Origin of the sequence: Breoghania corrubedonensis (assembly GCF_003053845.1) — a bacterium.
GTDB classification, from domain to species: domain Bacteria; phylum Pseudomonadota; class Alphaproteobacteria; order Rhizobiales; family Stappiaceae; genus Breoghania; species Breoghania corrubedonensis.
In genome coordinates, this window is record NZ_QAYG01000002.1 from 83,964 (window position 1) to 103,630 (window position 19,667).

At 62.9% G+C, this 19,667-nt stretch carries 17 protein-coding genes and 1 pseudogene; 2 read left to right on the top strand and 16 right to left on the bottom strand.

Translation table 11 applies throughout. The annotated features are described in order from the left end of the window. Window positions 1-36: 36 nt before the first annotated feature. Both C8N35_RS08345 and C8N35_RS08350 read right to left on the bottom strand, forming a co-directional pair. A complete protein-coding gene (locus C8N35_RS08345; RefSeq protein ID WP_107989232.1) occupies window positions 37-1,275 on the bottom strand; it encodes an urea ABC transporter substrate-binding protein in 1,239 nt (412 codons plus the stop codon). A gap of 152 nt (window positions 1,276-1,427) precedes the next feature. Beyond that, window positions 1,428-2,477 (bottom strand): substrate-binding domain-containing protein, encoded by a 1,050-nt coding sequence (locus tag C8N35_RS08350; RefSeq protein WP_107989233.1) that lies wholly within the window; start codon window positions 2,475-2,477, stop codon window positions 1,428-1,430. 354 nt (window positions 2,478-2,831) lie between these two features. On the opposite strand from C8N35_RS08350, the gene C8N35_RS08355 reads away from it, so the two are divergent. Then, window positions 2,832-3,278: a MarR family winged helix-turn-helix transcriptional regulator gene (locus tag C8N35_RS08355; protein WP_107989234.1), complete on the top strand. Its 447-nt coding sequence runs from the start codon at window positions 2,832-2,834 to the stop codon at window positions 3,276-3,278. Window positions 3,279-3,743: 465 nt separating this feature from the next. Here the strand turns inward: C8N35_RS08355 and C8N35_RS08360 are convergent. The 5 genes and pseudogenes from C8N35_RS08360 to C8N35_RS08385 form a co-directional block, all read right to left on the bottom strand. Further along, window positions 3,744-3,863: pseudogene (locus C8N35_RS08360) on the bottom strand (IS3 family transposase); the annotation flags it as partial. A 219-nt stretch (window positions 3,864-4,082) separates the two neighbouring features. Further along, window positions 4,083-4,994 carry a PCC domain-containing protein gene (locus C8N35_RS08370; protein ID WP_107989235.1) on the bottom strand — a complete coding sequence of 304 codons (912 nt, stop codon included), beginning with the start codon at window positions 4,992-4,994 and terminating at the stop codon, window positions 4,083-4,085. A gap of 64 nt (window positions 4,995-5,058) precedes the next feature. Beyond that, on the bottom strand, window positions 5,059-6,681 hold the full coding sequence (locus tag C8N35_RS08375) for an acyl-CoA synthetase (RefSeq protein ID WP_107989236.1): 1,623 nt from the start codon (window positions 6,679-6,681) through the stop codon (window positions 5,059-5,061). Further along, window positions 6,678-7,847, bottom strand: a complete 1,170-nt coding sequence (locus C8N35_RS08380) for an acetyl-CoA acetyltransferase (RefSeq protein ID WP_107989237.1) — start codon at window positions 7,845-7,847, stop codon at window positions 6,678-6,680. Before C8N35_RS08380 ends, C8N35_RS08375 begins: the two co-directional genes overlap by 4 nt. Further along, entirely contained in the window at window positions 7,844-8,671 is an 828-nt protein-coding gene (locus C8N35_RS08385; protein WP_107989238.1) for an IclR family transcriptional regulator, read from the bottom strand. The genes C8N35_RS08380 and C8N35_RS08385 overlap by 4 nt, the downstream gene beginning before the upstream one ends. 173 nt (window positions 8,672-8,844) lie before the next feature. Between C8N35_RS08385 and C8N35_RS08390 the strand changes: the two genes are divergently transcribed. Beyond that, window positions 8,845-9,642, top strand: coding sequence for an SDR family NAD(P)-dependent oxidoreductase (locus C8N35_RS08390; protein ID WP_107989239.1), 798 nt, complete (start codon window positions 8,845-8,847; stop codon window positions 9,640-9,642). A 59-nt stretch (window positions 9,643-9,701) separates the two neighbouring features. On the opposite strand, the gene C8N35_RS08395 is transcribed toward C8N35_RS08390, so the two are convergent. The 9 genes from C8N35_RS08395 to C8N35_RS08430 all read right to left on the bottom strand — a co-directional run bounded on the left by C8N35_RS08395 (window position 9,702) and on the right by C8N35_RS08430 (window position 19,617). Further along, complete coding sequence (locus tag C8N35_RS08395; protein ID WP_107989240.1) at window positions 9,702-10,460, bottom strand: SDR family NAD(P)-dependent oxidoreductase; 759 nt, start codon at window positions 10,458-10,460, stop codon at window positions 9,702-9,704. 61 nt (window positions 10,461-10,521) lie between these two features. Continuing rightward, window positions 10,522-12,393, bottom strand: a complete 1,872-nt coding sequence (locus tag C8N35_RS08400) for a TRAP transporter large permease (protein ID WP_107989241.1) — start codon at window positions 12,391-12,393, stop codon at window positions 10,522-10,524. 4 nt (window positions 12,394-12,397) lie between these two features. Further along, entirely contained in the window at window positions 12,398-13,414 is a 1,017-nt protein-coding gene (locus C8N35_RS08405) for a TRAP transporter substrate-binding protein (RefSeq protein WP_107989636.1), read from the bottom strand. Window positions 13,415-13,652: 238 nt separating this feature from the next. Then, a complete protein-coding gene (locus C8N35_RS24485) occupies window positions 13,653-14,135 on the bottom strand; it encodes a TniB family NTP-binding protein (protein ID WP_210203458.1) in 483 nt (160 codons plus the stop codon). Window positions 14,136-14,224: 89 nt separating this feature from the next. Next, complete coding sequence (locus tag C8N35_RS08415) at window positions 14,225-15,151, bottom strand: restriction endonuclease (protein ID WP_107989242.1); 927 nt, start codon at window positions 15,149-15,151, stop codon at window positions 14,225-14,227. Window positions 15,152-15,154: 3 nt separating this feature from the next. Beyond that, window positions 15,155-15,445, bottom strand: coding sequence for a hypothetical protein (locus C8N35_RS23600; RefSeq protein WP_146177359.1), 291 nt, complete (start codon window positions 15,443-15,445; stop codon window positions 15,155-15,157). A gap of 153 nt (window positions 15,446-15,598) precedes the next feature. After that, the gene (locus C8N35_RS08420) at window positions 15,599-16,708 is read right to left on the bottom strand and encodes a hypothetical protein (protein ID WP_107989243.1); all 1,110 of its coding nucleotides are present in this window, start codon (window positions 16,706-16,708) and stop codon (window positions 15,599-15,601) included. A 24-nt stretch (window positions 16,709-16,732) separates the two neighbouring features. Next, a complete protein-coding gene (locus C8N35_RS08425; RefSeq protein WP_107989244.1) occupies window positions 16,733-18,076 on the bottom strand; it encodes a restriction endonuclease subunit S in 1,344 nt (447 codons plus the stop codon). Further along, window positions 18,073-19,617 (bottom strand): class I SAM-dependent DNA methyltransferase, encoded by a 1,545-nt coding sequence (locus tag C8N35_RS08430; RefSeq protein WP_107989245.1) that lies wholly within the window; start codon window positions 19,615-19,617, stop codon window positions 18,073-18,075. The genes C8N35_RS08425 and C8N35_RS08430 overlap by 4 nt, the downstream gene beginning before the upstream one ends. Window positions 19,618-19,667 lie beyond the last annotated feature (50 nt).

A 19,667-nucleotide genomic window follows, 5' to 3' on the forward strand; every position in this document is an offset into this window, starting at 1 on the left:
CCCGACCATGACCGGACAGCAACGGGAGGGATCGGATCAGATGTCGATCTCGTATTGCCGGGTATCGTTCGGGTTCTTGATGAGATCGCACACGGCTGCGGTATCGAGCGGCTTCTGGTCGGGATAGCTTTCCAGCACCGACCACTTGCGGTCCTTCACCTCTGCGAGGAAGGCGTTGCGGGTGGCGTGATGGGTGGCGCGGTCGAGCGTCACCGTGCCGCTCGGACCATCGAAGGAAATGCCGCTTTCCAGCGCCTCGATCACCTTCATCCGGTCGATCGTGCCCGCTTTCTTCACACCTTCCGCCCACAGGTGGAAGCCTTCATAGGTCGCAGCCGCAAGTTCGGAGATGTAGGGGATCTCGGGATGTGCTTTCTTCAGCTTGCCCACATAAGCCGTGCTGGCGGGCGTGGTCAGTTCCTCGAAATAGCCATAGGCGCCGAGAACGCCTTCGCTCTCCGTCGCATCGAGCGTCGACGGCTCGTTGACGAGACCGAAGGTGGTGGACGCGATCGGAATTTCGCCTTTCATGCCCGCGGCGGCCCACTGGCGATAGAAGGCGGTGTGGTTGCCGCCCACCAGGGCGGAGAGCACGAGGTCGGGCTTGGCCGCCTGGATCTTGGAAATGGTCGGGCCAAAATTGGTGACGTCGAGCGGGAAGAAGTCGACGGAAAGGATCTCGCCGCCATGGTCGCGGGCGTATTTGGTCATCCACTTGGCGGTGATCTGCCCGTAATTGTAGTCGGCGGCGAGGATATAGGCCTTCTTGCCGGCCTTCTCCATCGCGTAGGGCACCAGCTTCTCGACCGTCTGGGCGGGCGTCGTGCCGGTGCAGAAGATGTTGCGGTCGCACACGCCCCCCTCATAGAGGGTGTTGTAGAAATAGAGCACGCGGAACCGGTCGAAGGTCGGCCGGATCGCCTCGCGCGAGGCCGAGGTGATGCCGCCATGAACCACCGCGACCCGATCCTTCACGGCAAGCTGTTGCGCATATTGCGAATAGAGCTGGATGTTCGACTGGGTGTCGTAATGCACCAGCTTCAGCGGGCGGCCGAGCAGCCCGCCGGCGGCGTTCACCTCCTCGATCGCAAGCGCAAGACTGTCGACCATCGGTACGCCGGTAGCGGCCAGCGGGCCGGACTGGTCATGCAGGCTGCCGACAAGGATCGGATCCTCGCTGCCATAGCCATAGCGCATGATCACAGCGGGCGCGGCGAGCATGGTTGTGGAGGCGGCTATGGAATTACGCAGGAAGCGGCGGCGCGAGAGTGTCATTGGAGGTGTCCCCTGAGCTGGTCGGCTTATGGGGATATAGTTGAATTGGCAATAGATGAAAAATCAAGTATCTTTTTTGCATGCCCGCCGGGAAGCAACACGAATTGGCGGAAATCCGCGCCGCGGTACGCGGGACCCAAAGCCATCGGGGATCAGAGCGAGGTAACGACCGTGAAGTCATACCCATCCACCCGCGCCAGATGAACCTGCTGGCGAGCCCCCACAACGGGAGAGACATGATTTCCGCGCGCGGTCCGCTGCTGCACCGTACGCCCGATTGCGCGGCGAATTTCCGAAGCCTGGGCAACCCCGGCTTCCTCCACCAGCGAGGCAAGGCAATGCACACCTTCGTAACAGGACTCGCCGAACCCGTTCACCGGCGGCGGCGTCTCACCGAAGGTCGTGTGGTAGCGTTCCAGAAAGGCCCCGTTGTTTCGCGAACGCAGGCTGGAGAAATAGGCCGACGACACGTAGAGGTTCTCGGTCGCATCCTCTCCAAGGCCGTAGACGATGGTTTCCTCGATCGCCGTGGAGAAGCGCAGCATCTTGCCCGCGAGCCCGGCTTCCGCAAAAGCTCTGTTGAAATGAATCGCCTCTTCTCCAAGAAAATAGGAAACAACCATGTCGCTGTGGCTCTGCCGGATGGCATTAAGCAGGCGCCCGTAGTCCCGGTCGCCGATGGACATCAGGTATTCGCCTGTCACTGTCCCGCCATTGTCGCGGATCGCGTGCCGGGCCTCCGCGAAGCTCATGCGCGGCCAGATATAGTCACTCCCGCAAAGAAAATGGCGCCGCGCACGCTTGTATTCGCTGAGCCATGCAAGCGCGGGAGCCAGCAGTTCCGCCGTCGTCTCCCCCGTGGTGACCACCGACTGATCCGCCTCGTACCCCTCGAACTGCGGTGTGTAGATATAAGGAACCCGCCGGTCGATCACCTCGGAGACGAGCGCGCGCGCGTAGCTTGGAAACATTCCGACAATGGCATCGACCTGCTCCACCTCGATGGCGAAATTCGTGGCCTCGACGGCCTGGCGCGCGCCGCTGCCCAGATTGACGATCACCGCCTCCGTTTCGCGCCCCAGCACGCCCCCGGCATGGTTCAGCTCATGGACGGCGAGCCTCGTGCAGGCGACGCCGGACGGCGCCCACAAACCGCAGGCGCCTTCCTGCTCAAGCAGCAACGCGATCTTGAAAGGAGGCATGACCGTTCCCCATCAGCGTCCGGCGACGACCGGAGTTCGGGAAGACTTATGCAGGAGCCATGCCGAACTCCACGGGCTTTCGATAAACTATTTCGCCGTTCGTGCCACGAACTCTGCGCGAGATCGCCGCATCCACGGCAGATCTCGGGAAAACCACTTGGACAAGATGCCACGGAAATGTGCAATCAGCACCGCAGGACTTTTATGCACTTGCGCGACACTCGACCTCGCTAAACTGTAACCGTTTCTGAAACTTCTGACGTCGAATGTACGTCCAAATTTGGAATATGACAGTTGCACCCAAGCGGCTGCGAAAATATATGAAATGGCAATTATTGAAAAAGAGGCCAAGCGATGTCCGCATCCTCCCACAAGCCGGGAGCCCACCGTGATCCGCACAAACTGTTGCACCTGATCGGCGGCGTGAACCGCCGGTTCGAACAGCAGATCGAGGAACGGCTAAAGCCCGCGCGCACATCGATTGAGCAGTATCGCATTCTCGATGCCTTGGGTGCGCGCAGTGGACGTACCATGAGCGAACTGGCAGGCCTCGTCTTCGTGGATTCCCCCACCCTCACCAAGATTGTCGACCGCATGGTCGCCAAAGCCGAGGTCTACCGAGCACCCGATCCTCACGACCGACGCAAGGTTCTCGTCTTCATCTCCGAAAAGGGCGCGGAGACGTTGCGCGAGCTGAAGCTTCTGGTGGCCGAACCGGAAGCGGCCCTCGCCGCCCGACTGCCCGCCGGTGACACCGACCGACTCTGCTCGCTGCTTGAGAACCTGCTGGCCGAGGATTGAGCCCGGCCTGACCAGCTCACTTGCGGCAATAAAGGGCAGGAGCCTGACCAGCTGGCTCAACCGCCAGGGGACCAATCTTCGCGTGCAAGGCTGTATGGCGGAGAGATGGGGAAAGCTCGAACCCGCACGGTTTGCGAGACCAACGGCCGCCCGAGCTTATGCGAGGCCCCGACTGGAGCGAAGCCCGAAGGGCGACAGTGCGAGGTCAGATAATGGCGGAGGGGAAGCTCTCCAGGCAAAATCGCACACCATATCAGGATGACTTCCATCATATTGTTTTTATTTTGAAATTACAGACACCCGCGCGATTTCCCCACTCATCGAATATCATCCAATATCGTCAAATCGCGCGTCTTGTGATGGCACAATGATGGGGTACTTCTGACCTGGCCCACATGATGAAGCCCTCTCCCCGATGCTCACCGACACACAGGTGAAGGGTCTCTATTTCTCTCCGAAGACAACTTGCCGGACCAGCTCGGTCTGCCGGGCGTCTTCCTTCGCTCGGTTGCTCAACGGGTTCTTCAGCCAGGCATAGAAGCCGCTGGCCCGGATGCGCAGGCACGGACACATCGTCCGCACCGATGCGTCGGGCGTGTTGAGCGCGGCGATTTCGGCGTGGTCGCCGATCCGCAAGGGCGGATGCAGGGTGGCCCCTTCGTCTCGGGCGAGAACCCGACCTGCACCACCTTCGAGGTCACGCTGGAGGAATGGCTGCCGGAGCCCCCGGCAACGGCCTGATAGCCCTTTCCATCATTGCGCCCGCGCGTTCCATTGGGCGCGGGCGCAATGTTGAATGTCGGGTCAAGTCGCGGAATTGGCGGCGGTGACAACGAATTCGCAGGTGACGCAGACGGGGCATTCCCCGGGTGCGAGCCAGCCTTCGAAGACGCGGCCATCCATATCGACGACCAAGATCCGCAGCCGCGCGGCCTCCGGGTCCGCAGCCGCGTCGTAACATCCCTCAAGGACGACGAATTCGGAGGCGTAGGACCGCATCGCCGGTCCCTCCTCGAAAATCGCGCCATTGAGGCTGCCGATCCCCCGGATTTCCGCCCGCGCAAAGCCCTCATCCCGGCAGATGGCGGCGAGCGCGGCACAGACATCCTGATTGGGCCGCAAGGTCACGGCGAGACCGTCGGGATCCCGCGCATCCCCTGCCTCGTCGCTGCCGGTTTCGCTGTTGTCGTTACCCGCGCCGGCCGCAGCGGCTTGCGCGGCAAAGAGCCGGAAGCAGGTTTCGGGATCGTCCTGCGAGATGAAGGCGGCGCCGTGAAGGCCTGTCCCACGCACCTCGATCGGAGCCGCCGCGCGGCTGTCCGGGCACAGCAGGTGCCCCATCTCGACGGGACCGCCCTTCGCCTGCCAGCTTCCGTGACAATGGACGAAGGTCTCTCCGTCACGCCAGCCGACAATCGCTCCGGCGAACAGAACCCGCCCGCCCGCATCGTGCTGCACGGTTGGAGAATACCACGCGGCGTGTCGGTCATCGGGCGCGGCGGCGGGCATGACGAAGGCGAAGGGCGAAAGCCGCCCCCCGTCGAATTCGATATAGGCGCTGTCGCAGCCCGAGGCGCGAAGCCCACGTCCCAGCCCCTCTTCCACGGTTTCACCCTCTTCGATGGTGAAGGCGATGGGCCGCGTCCGGGCATGCGCCCGGGCATCGCGGCGCGCGGCGGCCGGACCCGGATGACGGATCGGCGGGTTCAACGGCATGACGTTCTCCTCCTCGCCCGCATGGCGCGGGCCTCCCTTTCTTGTGCGGCGGTCAGCGCCTTTTTCAGGCTTCCTCCGACAACCGCAACAGTCCGCGCGCCTCCAGGGTCTCGCGCACCAGTTTCTTGGTGATCTTGCCGTAGGCGGACTTGGGCATTTCCTCCAGAAAGAAGATCTGCTTCGGGATCTTGTAGCGCGAGACCTTGGCCGCCAGCAGAGCGGCGATCTCGTCCTCGCTCACGTTCGCGCCTGGCTTGGCCACACAGACCGCGATGCCGACCTCCCCCCATTGCGGATCGGGAATGCCGAGCACCGCAACCTCGCTGAGGCCGGGGTGCAGCAGGATCTTTTCCTCGATCTCGCGCGGATAGATGTTGGAGCCACCCGAAATGTACATGTCCGACGCGCGGCCCGTGATGAAGAGGTATCCCTCCTCATCGAGATGGCCGAGATCGCCGGTGCGAAACCATCCATTGCGAAAGGCCTTCGCATTGGCCTCGGGATTGCGGTAGTAGCCCGCAAAGACGCCGGGGCCGATGACGCAGATTTCCCCCGTCTCACCCGGCGCCAGGATCGTGCCGTCGTCGGCCTGGATCGATACCTCCATCCCCGTGCGCTCATATCCGCAGGTGCCGGGGCGCGCGGCCGGCGTATCCCCGAGCGTGTGGGCATGGGCCGGCAGACAGGTGATGTTGCCGGTCACCTCGCCAAGGCCATAGTATTGCACCAGCACCGGCCCCAGCTTCACCAGCGCCCGCTTCTGATCCTCCCGGTACATCGGCGCGCCGGCATAGATGATGTAGCGCATGGAACTGCGGTCGAATTCATCCACTGCGGGATGCTCGATCAGCCTTTTCACGATCGTCGGCACCGTGAACATGGTCGAGACACGCCAGCGCTCGACCAGCCTCCACACTTCGGCCACATCGAAATTGGGCGAGCCCGGCAGGATCGTGGCCACCCCCGCAGCGACCTGAGTCAACTGGTGAACCCCCGCGCCGTGCGACAGCGGCGCGACCACGATCGAACGGTCGTGTTCGGTCAGCCCCGGCATCAGGTCGCACAGATGGTTGGTCACGACATAGGACATCTGTCCGTGCGTGAGAACGGCAGCCTTCGGCCGGCCGGTCGTACCGGAGGTGAAGAAGAACCAGCACGGATGGTCGCGTTCGACCGGCGCGTCGGGCACGCGAGCGCCCAGATGCGCCGAAACGAGGTCGTCGTACTCCTCGCCGAAATCCGACCCGCCGATGGAGATGACGAATTGCGGCGGTGTCGCCAGCGCAAGGCAGGCGGCGACGTGATCGGGAAATTCCGCGCCGCAGATCATGCCCTTGGCGCCGCTGGCCTCGGCCAGGTAGGCCACTTCGTCCGGCGTCTGGCGGAAATTCGTGGGCACCCAGACCGCGCCGAGACGGAAGCAGGCGAACATGGACTCGAACATCTGGTTGCAGTTCTGCGACTGGACCAGCACCCGATCGCCCTTGGCGATATCGAACCTGTCGCGCAGTGCCTGCGCCATGGCGTCGATCCGGGTCTCGAATTCCGACCAGGTCCAGACCGCCTCGCCGAAGACGAAGGCGGGTTTGTCTCTCTGGCGCCGCGCCGCCCGCGTCACGAAATGAGCGAGGTTCGCCACCTTGACCGAACTCGGCCCGAAGTCCGGATCGAAATCGAAGGCGCTCATTTCACCCGCTCCAGGATCGACACATAGTTGGCGACAGCGGCGCCGCCCATGTTGAAGACGCCGGCAAGTTCGGCGTCCGGGATCTGCATCTCGCCCGCCTCCCCCATCAACTGCATGGCGGCAAGCACGTGCATCGAAACGCCCGTCGCGCCGATCGGGTGCCCCTTGGCCTTGAGACCGCCAGACGGGTTCACCGGCAGCTTGCCGTCCTTGCGCGTCACGCCTTCGCGGATAACCCGGTCACCCTGGCCCGGGGCGGCCAGCCCCATGGCCTCGTATTCGATCAGTTCGGCAACGGTGAAACAGTCATGCGTCTCCACGAGGTCGAGATCGTCGAGCGTCAGGCCGGCCGCAACGAGTGCGCCGGACCATGCGCGGCGGGCGGCGTCGAAGGCGGTCGGATCGCGCCGGCTGAGCGCCAGAACATCGTTGCAGTGGGCGCGGGCCCGAAAGCCGATTGCGCGCGAGAGGTCCGCCGCCGTCTCGGCGTCGGCAAGCACCAGCGCCGCCGCGCCGTCGGAAACGAGGGAGCAGTCGGTCCGCCGCAAGGGCGCCGCGACATAAGGGTTCTTGTCCGAAACGGTGTTGCAGAACTCGAACCCGAAATCCTTGCGCATATGCGCGAAGGGGTTCGCGCAGCCATTCGCGTGGTTCTTGGCCGCGATCATCGCGAGCGCGTCCGACTTGTCGCCGTGCTTCTGGAAATAGGTGCGCGCGATGGCGCCGAAGACCCCGGCGAAACCGCCCTCGATATCGGCCTCTTCCGGGCGGTAGCAGGCGCCCAGAAGAATGTCCCCGATCTCCGCCGTGGGCAGCGCGGTCATCTTTTCCGCCCCCACGACCAGCGCGATCCGGCCGCGCCCCGATTCAATGAAATCCATCGCGCCGTAAAGCGCCGCCGATCCCGTGGCGCAGGCATTTTCAAAGCGTGTCGCAGGGGTTGAGGCAAGCCCCTCATGCACCATTCCCACCAGTGCGCCCTGGAAGTCCTGCTTCGAAAAGCCGTTGTTCATCACACCCACGAAGATGCCGTCGACGGCCTCCGCCCCGACGCCTGCGTGCTCCAGCGCTTCGGCCACCACCTCGGCCATCAGCGCCTCTGTCGAGGGCGCCGCGCTCTTGCCGAACTTGCCGTGATGCCAACCTACGATCTGTGCCTTGTTCATGCTGATCTCCTCCCCGATCCCATCCCGGCGGAAGCTCCGCGCGGGGCGAACATGCGTTCCAGTTTCTGTGCGATGTTGCGCTCCTCCGCGCGCAGCCACGCCACGATTTGCTCCTGTCGATCCGGCCCCATCCGGCTGTCGATCGCAGCGACGCTGAGAGCCCCGGCGAGACGGCCGTCGGGATAGCGGACGGCGAGCCCGACGGCCCAAGAATTGGCCAGAACCAGCCCCGGGTTGAGCGAGTGTCCCTGTGCCCGCGTCTGGCGGATCTGGTTCCAGATCACTTCGGGCGTATAGGCGGGAAAATCCGCGACAAGCGCCGCGGCATTCTCGCTCAGCACGTGCTCGATTTCCTCGTCGGGCAGTTCGGCCAGAAGCGCGGCCGACCCCGCGCCCACGCCGAGCGGGTGCTGAGCCCCCGCCTGAAGCACGTGGGTGCGGATCGGGAAATTCCCTTCCTCGCGCTGAAGACAGACCGAGTATCCCCGCCGCATGACCGAGAAGAAAGCGGTGTCGCCACTGAGGTCCGCCAGTCGCCGCAGGCTTTCACCCGTGATCTCCAGCAGGCCATGCCGTCCGGTAGCCAGCGCGCCCATGACGAAGGCCTCCTCGCCAAGATGGTAGTCCCGCGTCAGGTCGTCCTGCTCCACCAGCCCGGCGCGGATCAGCGCCAGCATCAGCCGTCGCGTCGTCGGCTTGTTCAGGCCGCTCTCCGCCATGAGGCCTGACAGCGAAATGCCGCGCGCAGCGTTACGCCGGACAATCGCAAGTAGTCCGAGTGCCCGGTCCACGCTCTGTGCACCCGAAATCTTCTCCTCCGCCATCAACCCCCTCGTTGCAGTATTTATCCATAATATGGACCAATGGATATTGAACCTGATCCATTATTATTTACTTTTTCAATTGTGAAAACCCTTTTCATAGAACTTATTTTATCCGATGCTACCGCTGCATCCAGAACAATAGGTCCATATTATGACGTACGGGAGGTGGAGACATGGCGGGACGTGTGGAGGGGAAGACAGTCCTGATAATCGGCGGAGGATCTCCGAAGGACGGGCTGAACAATGGCAAGGCGGCGGCACTGCTTTACGGGCGCGAAGGCGCGCAACTGGCGATCGCCGACCGCGACACGGAAGCGGCGGAGCGCACCTGCGCAGCCGTTCGCGCCGAAGGAGGTGAGGCCATCGCGCTGACGGCCGACGTGACGGACAGCGCCTGTCTTGCCCATGCGTGCAGCGCCACCCATGCCGCCTATGGACGGATCGACATCGTGCACAACAACGTTGGCATCGCCGAGACCGGCGGCCCGGTGGAGACATCCCAGGAAAGCTGGGACCGGGTGATCGCGGTGAACCAGACCGGCATCTTCCTTGTCTGCAAGCATGCGATCCCCTTCATGCTGGACCAGGGCGGCGGCGCGATCGTCAACATCTCCTCGGCCGCCGCGCTCCGCTGGATCGGATTTCCCTACGCCGCCTACACGGCATCGAAGGCCGCGGTTCTGGCGCTGACGCAGAACATCGCGCTGCAATATGCGGGACAGGGCATCCGGGCCAATTGCGTCCTTCCCGGCCTGATGGACACGCCGATGATCCGCGAGCCGCTTGCCGCCCGCTATGGCGGCGAAATCGACACGATGATCGCCAGGCGCAATGCCCAGAGCCCGACCGGCAACATGGGCGACGCCTGGGATACGGCCTATGCCGCGCTCTTCCTCGCCTCGGACGAGGCGCGCTACGTCACCGGCACACAGATCGTCGTCGACGGCGGCCTGACCCAGCGCTGTGCCTGACCGCGCAATGACCGCGCGACGCGCCTGGCGAGACGGACGGCGCATCGCCGCCCACCCCGTCAGACCCTGAGGCCGGCATTGATGAAGCCGCCGTCGACGGCCAGAACCTGCCCCGTAACGTAGCTCGCCCGGGGCGACAGCAGGAACGCCACCACCTCGGCCACTTCGGCGGTCGTGCCGTAGCGCCGCATCGGTACACGGTCGCTCCATTGCGCCCGGATCTCGGGGCCGTGAACCTGCCGCGCCAGCGGCGTATCGATCGGGCCGGGGGCAACCGCGTTGACGCGGATACCCTGCGCGCCCATCTCGGTCGCCATGACCTGGGTCATCAGGTTCACCGCGGCCTTGGAGGCGCCATAAGCGCTTCGCCCGCGGTTGCCCGTCAGCCCGGAAACGGAAGAGATGTTGACGATACTGCCGCCGCGCCCCTTGGCGATCCAGTGCCGCGCCGCCGTGCGAGCCACCTGAAACGTCCCCACGAGATTAACGTTCAGAATGCTGCGGAACTGGTCCGACGGCGTGTCGACGGCCAGCTTGTCCGTCGCGATCCCGGCCGAATTGACCACCCCCGACAGATCGTCGCGCTCGCAGACCTTTGCGAACGCCGCTTCGACAGCCGCCTCGTCCGACACGTCGCAGGTCAGCGCACGCTCTGCCGGAAGGCCAAGCTGATCGCATGCGGACGAAAGCACGTCGCCGCGCAGATCCATCAGATAGACGTCCCACCCCTCGGCATGAAGCCGCTCCGCGGTGGCCAGGCCGATGCCCGAACCGCCCCCGGTCACGACCACCGCCCCGGCCTTGCTGGCTTCCAACATGAACTTACCTCCCGCTGGCTCTCTGCCCCGCGCGCCCCCTGACCGAAGTGACCGATCGGCTTCAAAGGAAGCCGATCGAGAACCACGGAACGGCCGCTATCAGGACCACACCCAGGAACAACGCCACGAGATATCCGACGATCGGACGCATCCCTTCATCCGGATTGACCTGACCAATGACGCACGCCGTGTAGTAGCCAACCCCGAAAGGCGGCGCGAAGAGACCGATGCCCATCGAGAGGATGACGACGATCGCGTAATGCACCCCGTTGATGCCCACCATCTCGGAGATGGGGAAAAGCAAGGGACCGAACAGAACAATCGCCGGAATCCCCTCCAGCACGCTGCCGAGGATGATGAAGACGACGATCGACACCGCCATGAAGCTGACGCTCCCGCCCGGCAGCGTCGACATGAAGGTCGCAAGCTCGGCGGAAAAACCCGATTGCGTCAAAGCCCAGCCCATCGCCGTCGCCGCGCCGATGATGAAGAGGATCGCGCCCGACAGGCTCGCGGTCCCCACCAGAATGGGATAGAGGCGGCGCCAGTCGAACTCGCGATAGACCAGCAGGCCGGCGACAACGGCATAGACGATGCCGATGGTCGAGACCTCCGTCGCGGTGGCGACGCCCTCGACCACCGCGGCGCGGATCACGAAAGGAAGGACGAGCGCGGGCAAAGCGATCACGAAGCTGCGCCCGATCTGCCGCGCCGTGGCCCGCTTGATCCTCGACATGTCCTCGCCCCGGGTCCGCCACCAGGCGACGATCCCCAGCGCAATCGCGAGAACCACGGCCGGCACCAGCCCGCCGGTGAAGAGCGCCGAGATCGACACCCCCGTCACCGACCCGATGGTGATGAGCACGAGCGAAGGCGGAATGGTCTCCGACATCGCACCGGAGGCCGAAAGGATGGCGACCAGTTCGCCGGGCTTCGATCCGCGGCGCTTCATTTCGGGAAACAGCACCGGCGCGACGGCCGCCATGTCCGCAGCCTTGGCACCGGAGATCCCCGAAACGAGGAAGATCGCGCCCAGGAGAACATAGTTCAGCCCGCCCCGGATATGCCCCACGAGATTGGCCAGAAAACCCACCATCGCCCGCGCCATGCCGGTCATCTCGATGAGATAGCCGAGCAGCACGAACAGCGGCACCGCCAGAAGGATGAGCGAGGACATGCCGCCGTCCATCCGCCCCACGATGATCGACAGCGGGATGTGCGTGGTGAGGGACAGGTAGGCAAAGGTCGCAAGCCCGAAGGCAAAGGCGATCGGAACGCCCGCAAAGATCGCCCCGGTGAGGAAGATGACAAAGAAGATCACCAGATTGACGTTGCCCAGCGTCGCGAAGACCGGCTGCAGCAGGACGAGGATACCTCCGATGACGAAGAGGGAGACGACCGCCCCCAGCACCATCAGCGGGCTTCCCACCTTCAGCATCCGGACCAGAGAGATCAGGATCATCAACGTCGAGGCGACCGGAAGCGCAGCCGCACGCCAGGCCGCCGAGATGCCGAGCCCCGGCGACGTGACAATCACCTCGTGCAGGGCGAAACTGTAGGAGGGCTCAAGGATCAGTGCGACGAAGGCGGCCGCCGTGACCACGGCGATCACCTCCGCGAAGGCCTGTTTGCGGGGCGACAGCATGCCGACGATCGCCGTCATGCGCATATGCGCGCCGTTTCGCAGCGCGATACAGGTTCCCAGCAGGCCGAGCCAGAGAAAACAGAGCGAGGCAAGTTCGTCCGACCAGACGAAGGGCCTTTCCAGTACATACCGTGCGGTGACGCCCGCAAAGAGCACCACCACCTCCACAATCACCAGGATGACCGCCGGGATCTCGATCACGTAGCCCAGCAGCCTGTCGACGCGGTCGAGCCAGGGCGAACGCACGCCCAGACCCACCGCAGGTCGGTCGACCAATACCTCGCCCATCGGTTCAGGCCAGCTTGCCGACGGCCTGCTCCAGCAGCCCCCAGGCTGTCGGGCCGAACTTTTCCTGCCAGGTCTCGTAGAACTTGGCGCTGCGCAGCTTCTCGCGGAACGGCCCCGCCTCGGGCGAGTTGAAGGCCATCCCCTCTTCCTGAAGCGTCTCGGCAAGCGAGGCGTTCAGCGCTTCCACATCTGCGCGCTCCTTGACGGCTGCGGCGTTCAGGTGCTTGGCCACGACATTGCGAATGTCCTCGGGCAGCGCCTCCCAGCGCTCCTGATTGGCGAGGAACCAGAAGCCGTCCCACATGTGGTTCGTCATGGAGCAGTATTTCTGCACCTCGTAGAGCTTGGCCGTCTGGAGGATGGCCAGCGGGTTCTCCTGCCCCTCGACGACGCCGGTCTGAAGGGAGGTGTAGACTTCCGAGAAGTTGATCGAGGTGGGAGCCGCGCCGAACGCCTCGTACATCGAGGTCCACAGCGGGCTGACCGGAACGCGGATCTTGAACCCCTCCAGGTCGGCCGGTGTCTCGATCGGCTTGCTCCGCGAGGTCGTCTGCCGGAAACCGTTGTCCCAGATCTTCTCCATGGCGAGGATGCCGTATTTGGAGATCTCGCCGCGGACATGGGCGCCCAATTCGCCATCCATCGCCTTCCACACCGTGCCGTAGTCGGGAAAGGCGAAGCCCACTCCGTTGATCGCCGTGACCGGAACGAGGGTCGACAGGATCAGACCGGAAAGGGTGAAGAATTCCACCGCACCGGCGCGCAATTGGCTCAACGTCTCGGTATCCCCGCCGAGCTGGCTGCTCGGGAAGATCTGGATCTTCATGTCGCCGCCGGTCTCCTCGGCGATGGCATCGGCGGCCTCCTTGGCGCGGATGTTCAGCGGGTGCGAGAGCTGCAGGTTGTTCGCGTATTTGTAGTTGAACGAGGCGGCTTCCGCCCGGCGGATTCCGGGCATTGCCAGCGCCGCCGCACCGCCAAGCGCAGTCGTGACGAAAGTTCTGCGAGAAAAATTGGACATATGCTCCTCCCAAGCAGCAATGGCGCCCGGTTTATCCAGTGCGCCGCCGTAGTGGTCCACTATATGGACCATCCCAACGACTTCTCCTCCGGAAGACAGGTTACGGAATGGCTCTTCCTTATGTCAAACTTTATTGTAAGCTATATTAGAATACATCATCGCATCATGTGCGGTCCATATTATGATTAGTCAAACAAGCTGCATGGCGAGGACAATGCGAAGGCGCTGAATATCAGCGCTATGTGGCACCGATCACGAGGACGGATCGTGCCGCCTCGACGACATCATCAGTGATCGTCTTGAGCCCGTTAATGCGCAAGATGCGCTCGATCTGGACAAACAGCCGGTGCACGAGACGGAAATTGCCGTCCGTGATCCGGACAATCGTGGCAACGGCCTGGGTATCTGTGAAGTCGGCGTCATCAAGGTTGAGCCCGAGCTGTCGCCAGCGTCGGGTGAGGACGAACGTCAGTTCCTTATCCTGCAAAGGCCGATAAGCATGGGCGAAACCAACGCGGCTGGAGAGTTGAGGGTAGCGGGCAAGCTTCATCTGAATGCAGGAGCGCGAACGCACGGGCATGTAGGCCTGACATAGAAGCTCTCCATGAAGCGGCTTTGCATCGGCCTTTCCTGGCGCAATGTCGTGCCATCCAACACCACGATCCTGCTGCCAAGCAAGCGTCGCATTCGAGTTGAGCTGAGTGCCATTGTAGCCGACCACCTTGCAGAGACAGCCGCCCTATTCCGAGATGGCTTCCAATTCTCCACCCAAGCGCTCACCAGCGGAAACTCCAGGTGCCATCCCTCCCCTCACTCTTCCGAGAAGAAGTCCTCGTCCAGCCGCTTGAATTCGATGATCCGGTGCGTGCGCACGCCGACGCCATGCTCGATCATCAGGCTCGCGAGGCGGGCGCCGTCGATGAGAACGACGCGCTGGGCGAGATGCTGAACGAACTGCTGGGCGCCCGCGCTGAAAGTGGACGTGGTGACGAACACGCCCTTCGTCGCCCCGAGCCCCACCAGCGAGCCGACGAATGCCTGCACGTCGGGCCGGCCGACCGTGACATGCCCCGCGTACCGCTTGGCCTGGACATAGACCCGATCAAGCCCGAGGCGATCCTCGTTGATGACCCCGTCGACGCCGCCGTCGCCGGTGCGGCCGAGCTGCTCGGCAGCGTTCCGGTGCGAGCCGCCGTATCCCATGGCGACAAGCAGATCGACGATGAGCTGCTCAAAGAAGGACGGACCGTTCTGCAGGATCCGTTCGATCAGATCACCCCGCAGCGCGGCATCGAGCGCCTTGTGGGCGGCCTCGATCTGTTCCTCAGGTGTGGAGCTGCTATCGCGGGGGGAGGCGGCATGTGCCGTCGCCTCGCCTGTCGGGGTGCCGTTGTTGCTGCTTTTGTAGAACTCGCGGAAAGACGCAAATTGCATCAGAAGGTCAACATCGATGCGCTCCGGCGAAGACGCCAGAAGCGCCCTGCCCTCGTCCGTCGCGATGAAGCGACCGCGCGCCGGCGAAGCGACAAGACCAGCCTTGCCCAGGTAGAACTTCGCCCAGTGAATGCGGTTGTGCAGGATCCGTTGGCGTCCACTCGGCAGCAACTCCTCGCGTTCCTCCATCGTGAGCCCGAGTTCATCGGCAATCCGCTCCGCCACCTCCGGCACACGCCGCTCGCCTTCGGCGGCCTGGCGCAGGACGGGGAGCATCAGGGTCTGGTAGTCGGGAATGGGCACGGCCTACACCTCTCCGGATAGAGCATTGCCTACGGCTTGATGACCGGCCAACCATGCCCCCTCGATCTGCATATCGTTTGCGAGAAAGAACTCGTAGCCGAGCGGTTCAGCCCCTGCCCTCTGCAGGCTATATTTCATCGCGTTTTCCCCTTCTTCCGCAATTTTGCAGTTGAGGCTGGGCGAGCGCCCCACTTCAACTTTCAGGATTTTCCAATCGAAGGCACATTTCGGTATGGCCTTGTTGAAGGCGTAACACCGCGTCTTCGGCGATCCTGAATAGCCGACCTTGATCACGCTCAGACCCTCGACCTCGGCAGCCGGCCTACCCAGAAAGTGAGAGAGATTGCCGTGCAGCTTCAGGATGTAGAGGTGCTTTGAACCATCCGCTTCCTCGACGGTGTAGGGTGAAGTTGGGCGTGGAACCGTCGAACTGACCGAGAGCTTGCGTCAAAACGGCTCCGGCGTTGTATCGAATGTCCGGCGACCTCCGAAGCAGGGAACCTCCACGACAGGCAGGTCAAGCAGACCGCGCGCCTCGCTCGCATCAAACCGTTTGCAGTATCGGGCGATCGCTATGCGGCTCGAGGGATCGCCCGCCGTTCGCGGAACGAATTCATCGATCATTGGCCTATGTTCGTCTTCAATCTTCCAGGCGCGTGCTGCCTGAACGCCGAAGTTCCATCGCCCCGCCATGCCCGGATCGGCTTCCTTGCGGGCGAATGCATCGTCCGGCATGAAATCGCGGGCCGTGCCGGGCTGGCCCGTCAGCTCAAGAAAGCCTACCAGTCTGCCTCTGAGTTGCGGTGAGTGCGGGGATGTGCTGGTGACATAGACCGCCACGATGCCTCCGGGATTGAAGTCTTCCAGAAAGCGGGCGCGGTCGGCCTCGCTGGAAAAGCCGATAAAGCCCCATTCATGGGGGTCGAAACCCCAGGCCGATGTCAGCCAGACGTCGGGCGGATCGCGGTCGAAGGGATCGTCCGGCAAAGCAGCCTCCGCCCGCACATGCCGGGGCGCGATGATGTTCGCCTGAATCAGGCCATCGATGACTTCTGGATGGATCGTCCAACGATAATGGGCGTGGGCGATGCCGTCCGCCCCCTCGGCGAGGATCGTCGTCCAAATCTCATCGACATAATCGCCTTCCTTCGGCGTCAGGCCGAAACGCGTGCCGATCTTCTTGCCGAGTTCACCGTAATAGCGGTTTGCGCCACGAAAATCCTGCCAGCCTGCCGCCTCGGAAAGCTCCGTCGCGGTCAACGTCCCGGCGCGGGCATGGGCCTGCAGCATCGCGCGTTCGTAGTCGGCCAGCGGCGTCAGCCGGAAATAGTCGGCATATTCCTCCGCGGTCCCAATGTTCGGTGCCCGTCGTCCCTCGGATTTGACGGCGTGGGAATTGTCCACCCATTGGCGGGCATCCGCCATCGCCTCCTCCACCGTATCGGCCGTGAAGCGCGGTGCCACCTGACCTCCGCCAGCGAAGATCGCGGCCTGCGCCTTGCCGTTGCGCACGTCGCCGACGATCAGATATCCCCTGTGGTTCTCTTCCTGCCGCATGGCTCTCCCCCTCTTTGTGTACAATCAGCCCACCTTCTTCCTCCCCCGTCCGGCTTTCGGCTGGGCCGCGCGTTCAGCCTTGATGCGCTCCAGCAGGACGCTTGCGGGTTCGTCGGCGGGATCCTGGGGCACGAGTTCGCCGCGAAAGGCCTTGGCGAGGAGCGCCTCGTCGAGCTTGCCCAGAAGCGCAAGCGCCCGCTTCGCCTCCGCCGCCAGCCGGTCGATCTTCCCGAAGGCGGCCTCGATGCGGCGGACGATTTCTTTTTGTTCCGGAAGGGGAGGAAGCGGGATCTCCAATTCACGGACTGTCTTTCCGTTGATCTTCGGCATATTGCCGGCAGTTCCAGTAGCTCGGCTTTGGAAGTACCGCCGTACCTGCTCTGTATTCAGAAAGCGCCAAAGATATCGAGTTAATATCTCGTTGCTTACCCGGACTCTCATCATCAAATCAGGGTAGATATATTCCAGTTCCGGCCCCTCAAAAATCGCCGAAGCCCCAAGATGCTCAAGAGAATTCGCTCTCTGTATAAGTATATCTCCCGGTCGAAGCCAAAATCTCGAAGAGATATCGACATCATTCCCGATGTATTTTATTGTATATTCGTTTAAGATCATTTTTCCTGAAGTTGTGGCGGATAGCTTCAGGGTTTTTGTCCCGACCGGATCGGTTGACGTTTTGGGAGACCATCCGTTGGACGGACCTTCGCGGACCAATGTACCAATGGCCCTGCTCTTCCATTTGCTGCTCCCCCTATTCTGCCCCCTCCATTCCCGTGTCAGTTCCCCATTGAACGCCTTGGTCAGCACCGCCTGTTTGTAGCGGGTGACGAGGGTGTCGATGCGGGCGAGGTCGGTGCGGGCGCGGGCGGATTTCGCGCTCAGGCTCTCCAGCTTGGCGACGATGCGCTTCTGTTCGGCGAGCGGAGGAAGAGGAATAGTCGTCTGCTCAAACTTGCCTTTTGTGACATGACGCAATCCGACGCCCCCATGGGCCTTTCCAATCAGTTCGTCGAGCTTGTGATTGATGCCCAGCCTAAAAAACTTGCGATTTATATCCTGTTCACGGAATTCGACTTTGAAGATGTGCTGATTGAGGACAGCTTTGCCACCATGCCAAACATGTGCCCCAAAGGACGTTCCTGGTGTGCCTGACCAAGCAAAGAGCAACTGGTCTTCATCTATTAAAAAGCGCGGGTCGACTTCACCGGAAAAATAGTTGAAAGCCGCATCGGGGTTGTTCAAATTTTGGATTCTGACGATTGGTAATCCGGAATCGGACCAGTCACTTGGTTTGAATGCCTTTCCGTTGACCAGATTACATAGGTCTCGAATCTCAGCAGTCGCCCACCCCCTCGGCAGCCCACTCATTCCGCCACCTCGGCCGCGTCTGCCGCGCCGTCCTCCAGCTCCGCGCCCAGCGCCTCGATCTCGGTCATCGCGGCCTGCAGATGTCCGAGGATGGCGGCGGCGATGTCTTCCGGCTCGATCAATCCCTCTTCGGCCTCCTCCTCCGCCTCGCGCAGCCAGGTGATGTCGAGATTGTCGCCGCGCGCGGCGATCTCCTCGCGGGTGAAGCAGCGCCAGCGGCCCTCCTCTCCCTCGTCCTCGCCGCGCTCGGCGCCCAGTGGATCGGGGCCGTAGGCTTTCTCGAAACCGGCGAAATGCTCCGCGTTGAGCTGGTTGGTCTTGCCGAATTTCGGCATCTGGGCGCGTAGGTCGTAGACCCACACCTCATCGGTGTTGCCGGCCTCGGTCCTGGCGCGCGTGAAGAAGATGACGTTGGTCTTCACCCCTTGCGCATAGAAGATGCCGGTCGGCAGGCGCAGGATGGTGTGGAGATCGCACCAGTTCATCAGCATCTGCCGGAGCGCCTTGCCGCGCCCCTCCTCGAACAGCACGTTGTCCGGCACGACGATTGCCGCCCGCCCGCCCGGTTTCAGCGCACGGATGCAGTGCTCGACGAAGGGAAGCTGGTAGGAGGAAACGGAATGCGTAACAGAGAGATCATCGCGCGTCGGCGCCCCGCCTGCCGGGCCAAACGGCGGATTGGTGAGGATCAGGTCGGCTCGTGCGAGGCGTGATCCGTCCGGTGAAAGCGTATCGCCCAGATCGACATTCTCGGTCGCAAGCCCATGCAGGTAGAGGTTCATCAGCAAGAGCCGATAGGTGGCCGGCACGTTCTCCATGCCGTGGAAGGCCTGATTGCGCTGGAACTCCTGCTCGCGCGTTCCAAGATCGAAATAATTGTCGCTCGCGCGCCGCATGGCGGTGTCGGCGGCGATGAGAAAGCCGCCCGTGCCGGCGGCCGGATCCTGAATGATCTCACCGGGCCGCGGCTTCATCAGCCGCACCAGCACCTCGATCAGCACGCGCGGGGTGAAATACTGGCCGGCGCCGCGCTTGGTCTCTTCCGCGTTCTTCTGCAGCAGGCCCTCGTAGAGATCGCCGAACTGGTCGCGTTCCTCGGAGAACCAGTTCAGGTCATCGATGGCATCGACCAGCGTCTTCAGGTTCTGCGGCTCGCGGATGAAGGTGGAGGCATTGTCGAAGATCGCCTGCACCATGTAGGGAAGCGCCACGCCCTCGGCATAGGCGAGCTTCTGGTCCTTGCCGGCGTCCCTGTCCGGCGGCAGCAGCAGCGCATCTTCCTTGCCGAGCTTGGCGTTGGCGTTGCCGAGCACGACAAGCGTTTCGCGGTAGAGCTGGAGCTTGGCCAGACCATCGGCCGCCACGATATCCGCCCACCGGTGGCCTTTCGGGATGGCGCGGGTCTCGCGGTCGCGCTCCTGCATCATCTTGAGAAACAGCAGGTAGGTCAGCTCGGTGACATACTGCTGATAGGTGATGCCGTCCTTGCGCAGCACGGCGCACAGGCGCCAGAGCTTCTGGACGATGGCATTGGCGTTCATGGACGGGTCCCGTTCGAATTCGTTGTTGTGGTTGTTCTTAGGCTGATTCC

What these genes read in the sequence shown, in the direction of transcription:
- C8N35_RS08345 (WP_107989232.1), bottom strand. Translation starts at nt 1,275, where the DNA reads ATGACACTCTCGCGCCGCCGCTTCCTGCGTAATTCCATAGCCGCCTCC.
- C8N35_RS08350 (WP_107989233.1), bottom strand. Translation starts at nt 2,477, where the DNA reads ATGCCTCCTTTCAAGATCGCGTTGCTGCTTGAGCAGGAAGGCGCCTGC.
- C8N35_RS08355 (WP_107989234.1), top strand. Translation starts at nt 2,832, where the DNA reads ATGTCCGCATCCTCCCACAAGCCGGGAGCCCACCGTGATCCGCACAAA.
- C8N35_RS08370 (WP_107989235.1), bottom strand. Translation starts at nt 4,994, where the DNA reads ATGCCGTTGAACCCGCCGATCCGTCATCCGGGTCCGGCCGCCGCGCGC.
- C8N35_RS08375 (WP_107989236.1), bottom strand. Translation starts at nt 6,681, where the DNA reads ATGAGCGCCTTCGATTTCGATCCGGACTTCGGGCCGAGTTCGGTCAAG.
- C8N35_RS08380 (WP_107989237.1), bottom strand. Translation starts at nt 7,847, where the DNA reads ATGAACAAGGCACAGATCGTAGGTTGGCATCACGGCAAGTTCGGCAAG.
- C8N35_RS08385 (WP_107989238.1), bottom strand. Translation starts at nt 8,671, where the DNA reads ATGGCGGAGGAGAAGATTTCGGGTGCACAGAGCGTGGACCGGGCACTC.
- C8N35_RS08390 (WP_107989239.1), top strand. Translation starts at nt 8,845, where the DNA reads ATGGCGGGACGTGTGGAGGGGAAGACAGTCCTGATAATCGGCGGAGGA.
- C8N35_RS08395 (WP_107989240.1), bottom strand. Translation starts at nt 10,460, where the DNA reads ATGTTGGAAGCCAGCAAGGCCGGGGCGGTGGTCGTGACCGGGGGCGGT.
- C8N35_RS08400 (WP_107989241.1), bottom strand. Translation starts at nt 12,393, where the DNA reads ATGGGCGAGGTATTGGTCGACCGACCTGCGGTGGGTCTGGGCGTGCGT.
- C8N35_RS08405 (WP_107989636.1), bottom strand. Translation starts at nt 13,414, where the DNA reads ATGTCCAATTTTTCTCGCAGAACTTTCGTCACGACTGCGCTTGGCGGT.
- C8N35_RS08420 (WP_107989243.1), bottom strand. Translation starts at nt 16,708, where the DNA reads ATGCGGCAGGAAGAGAACCACAGGGGATATCTGATCGTCGGCGACGTG.
- C8N35_RS08425 (WP_107989244.1), bottom strand. Translation starts at nt 18,076, where the DNA reads ATGAGTGGGCTGCCGAGGGGGTGGGCGACTGCTGAGATTCGAGACCTA.
- C8N35_RS08430 (WP_107989245.1), bottom strand. Translation starts at nt 19,617, where the DNA reads ATGAACGCCAATGCCATCGTCCAGAAGCTCTGGCGCCTGTGCGCCGTG.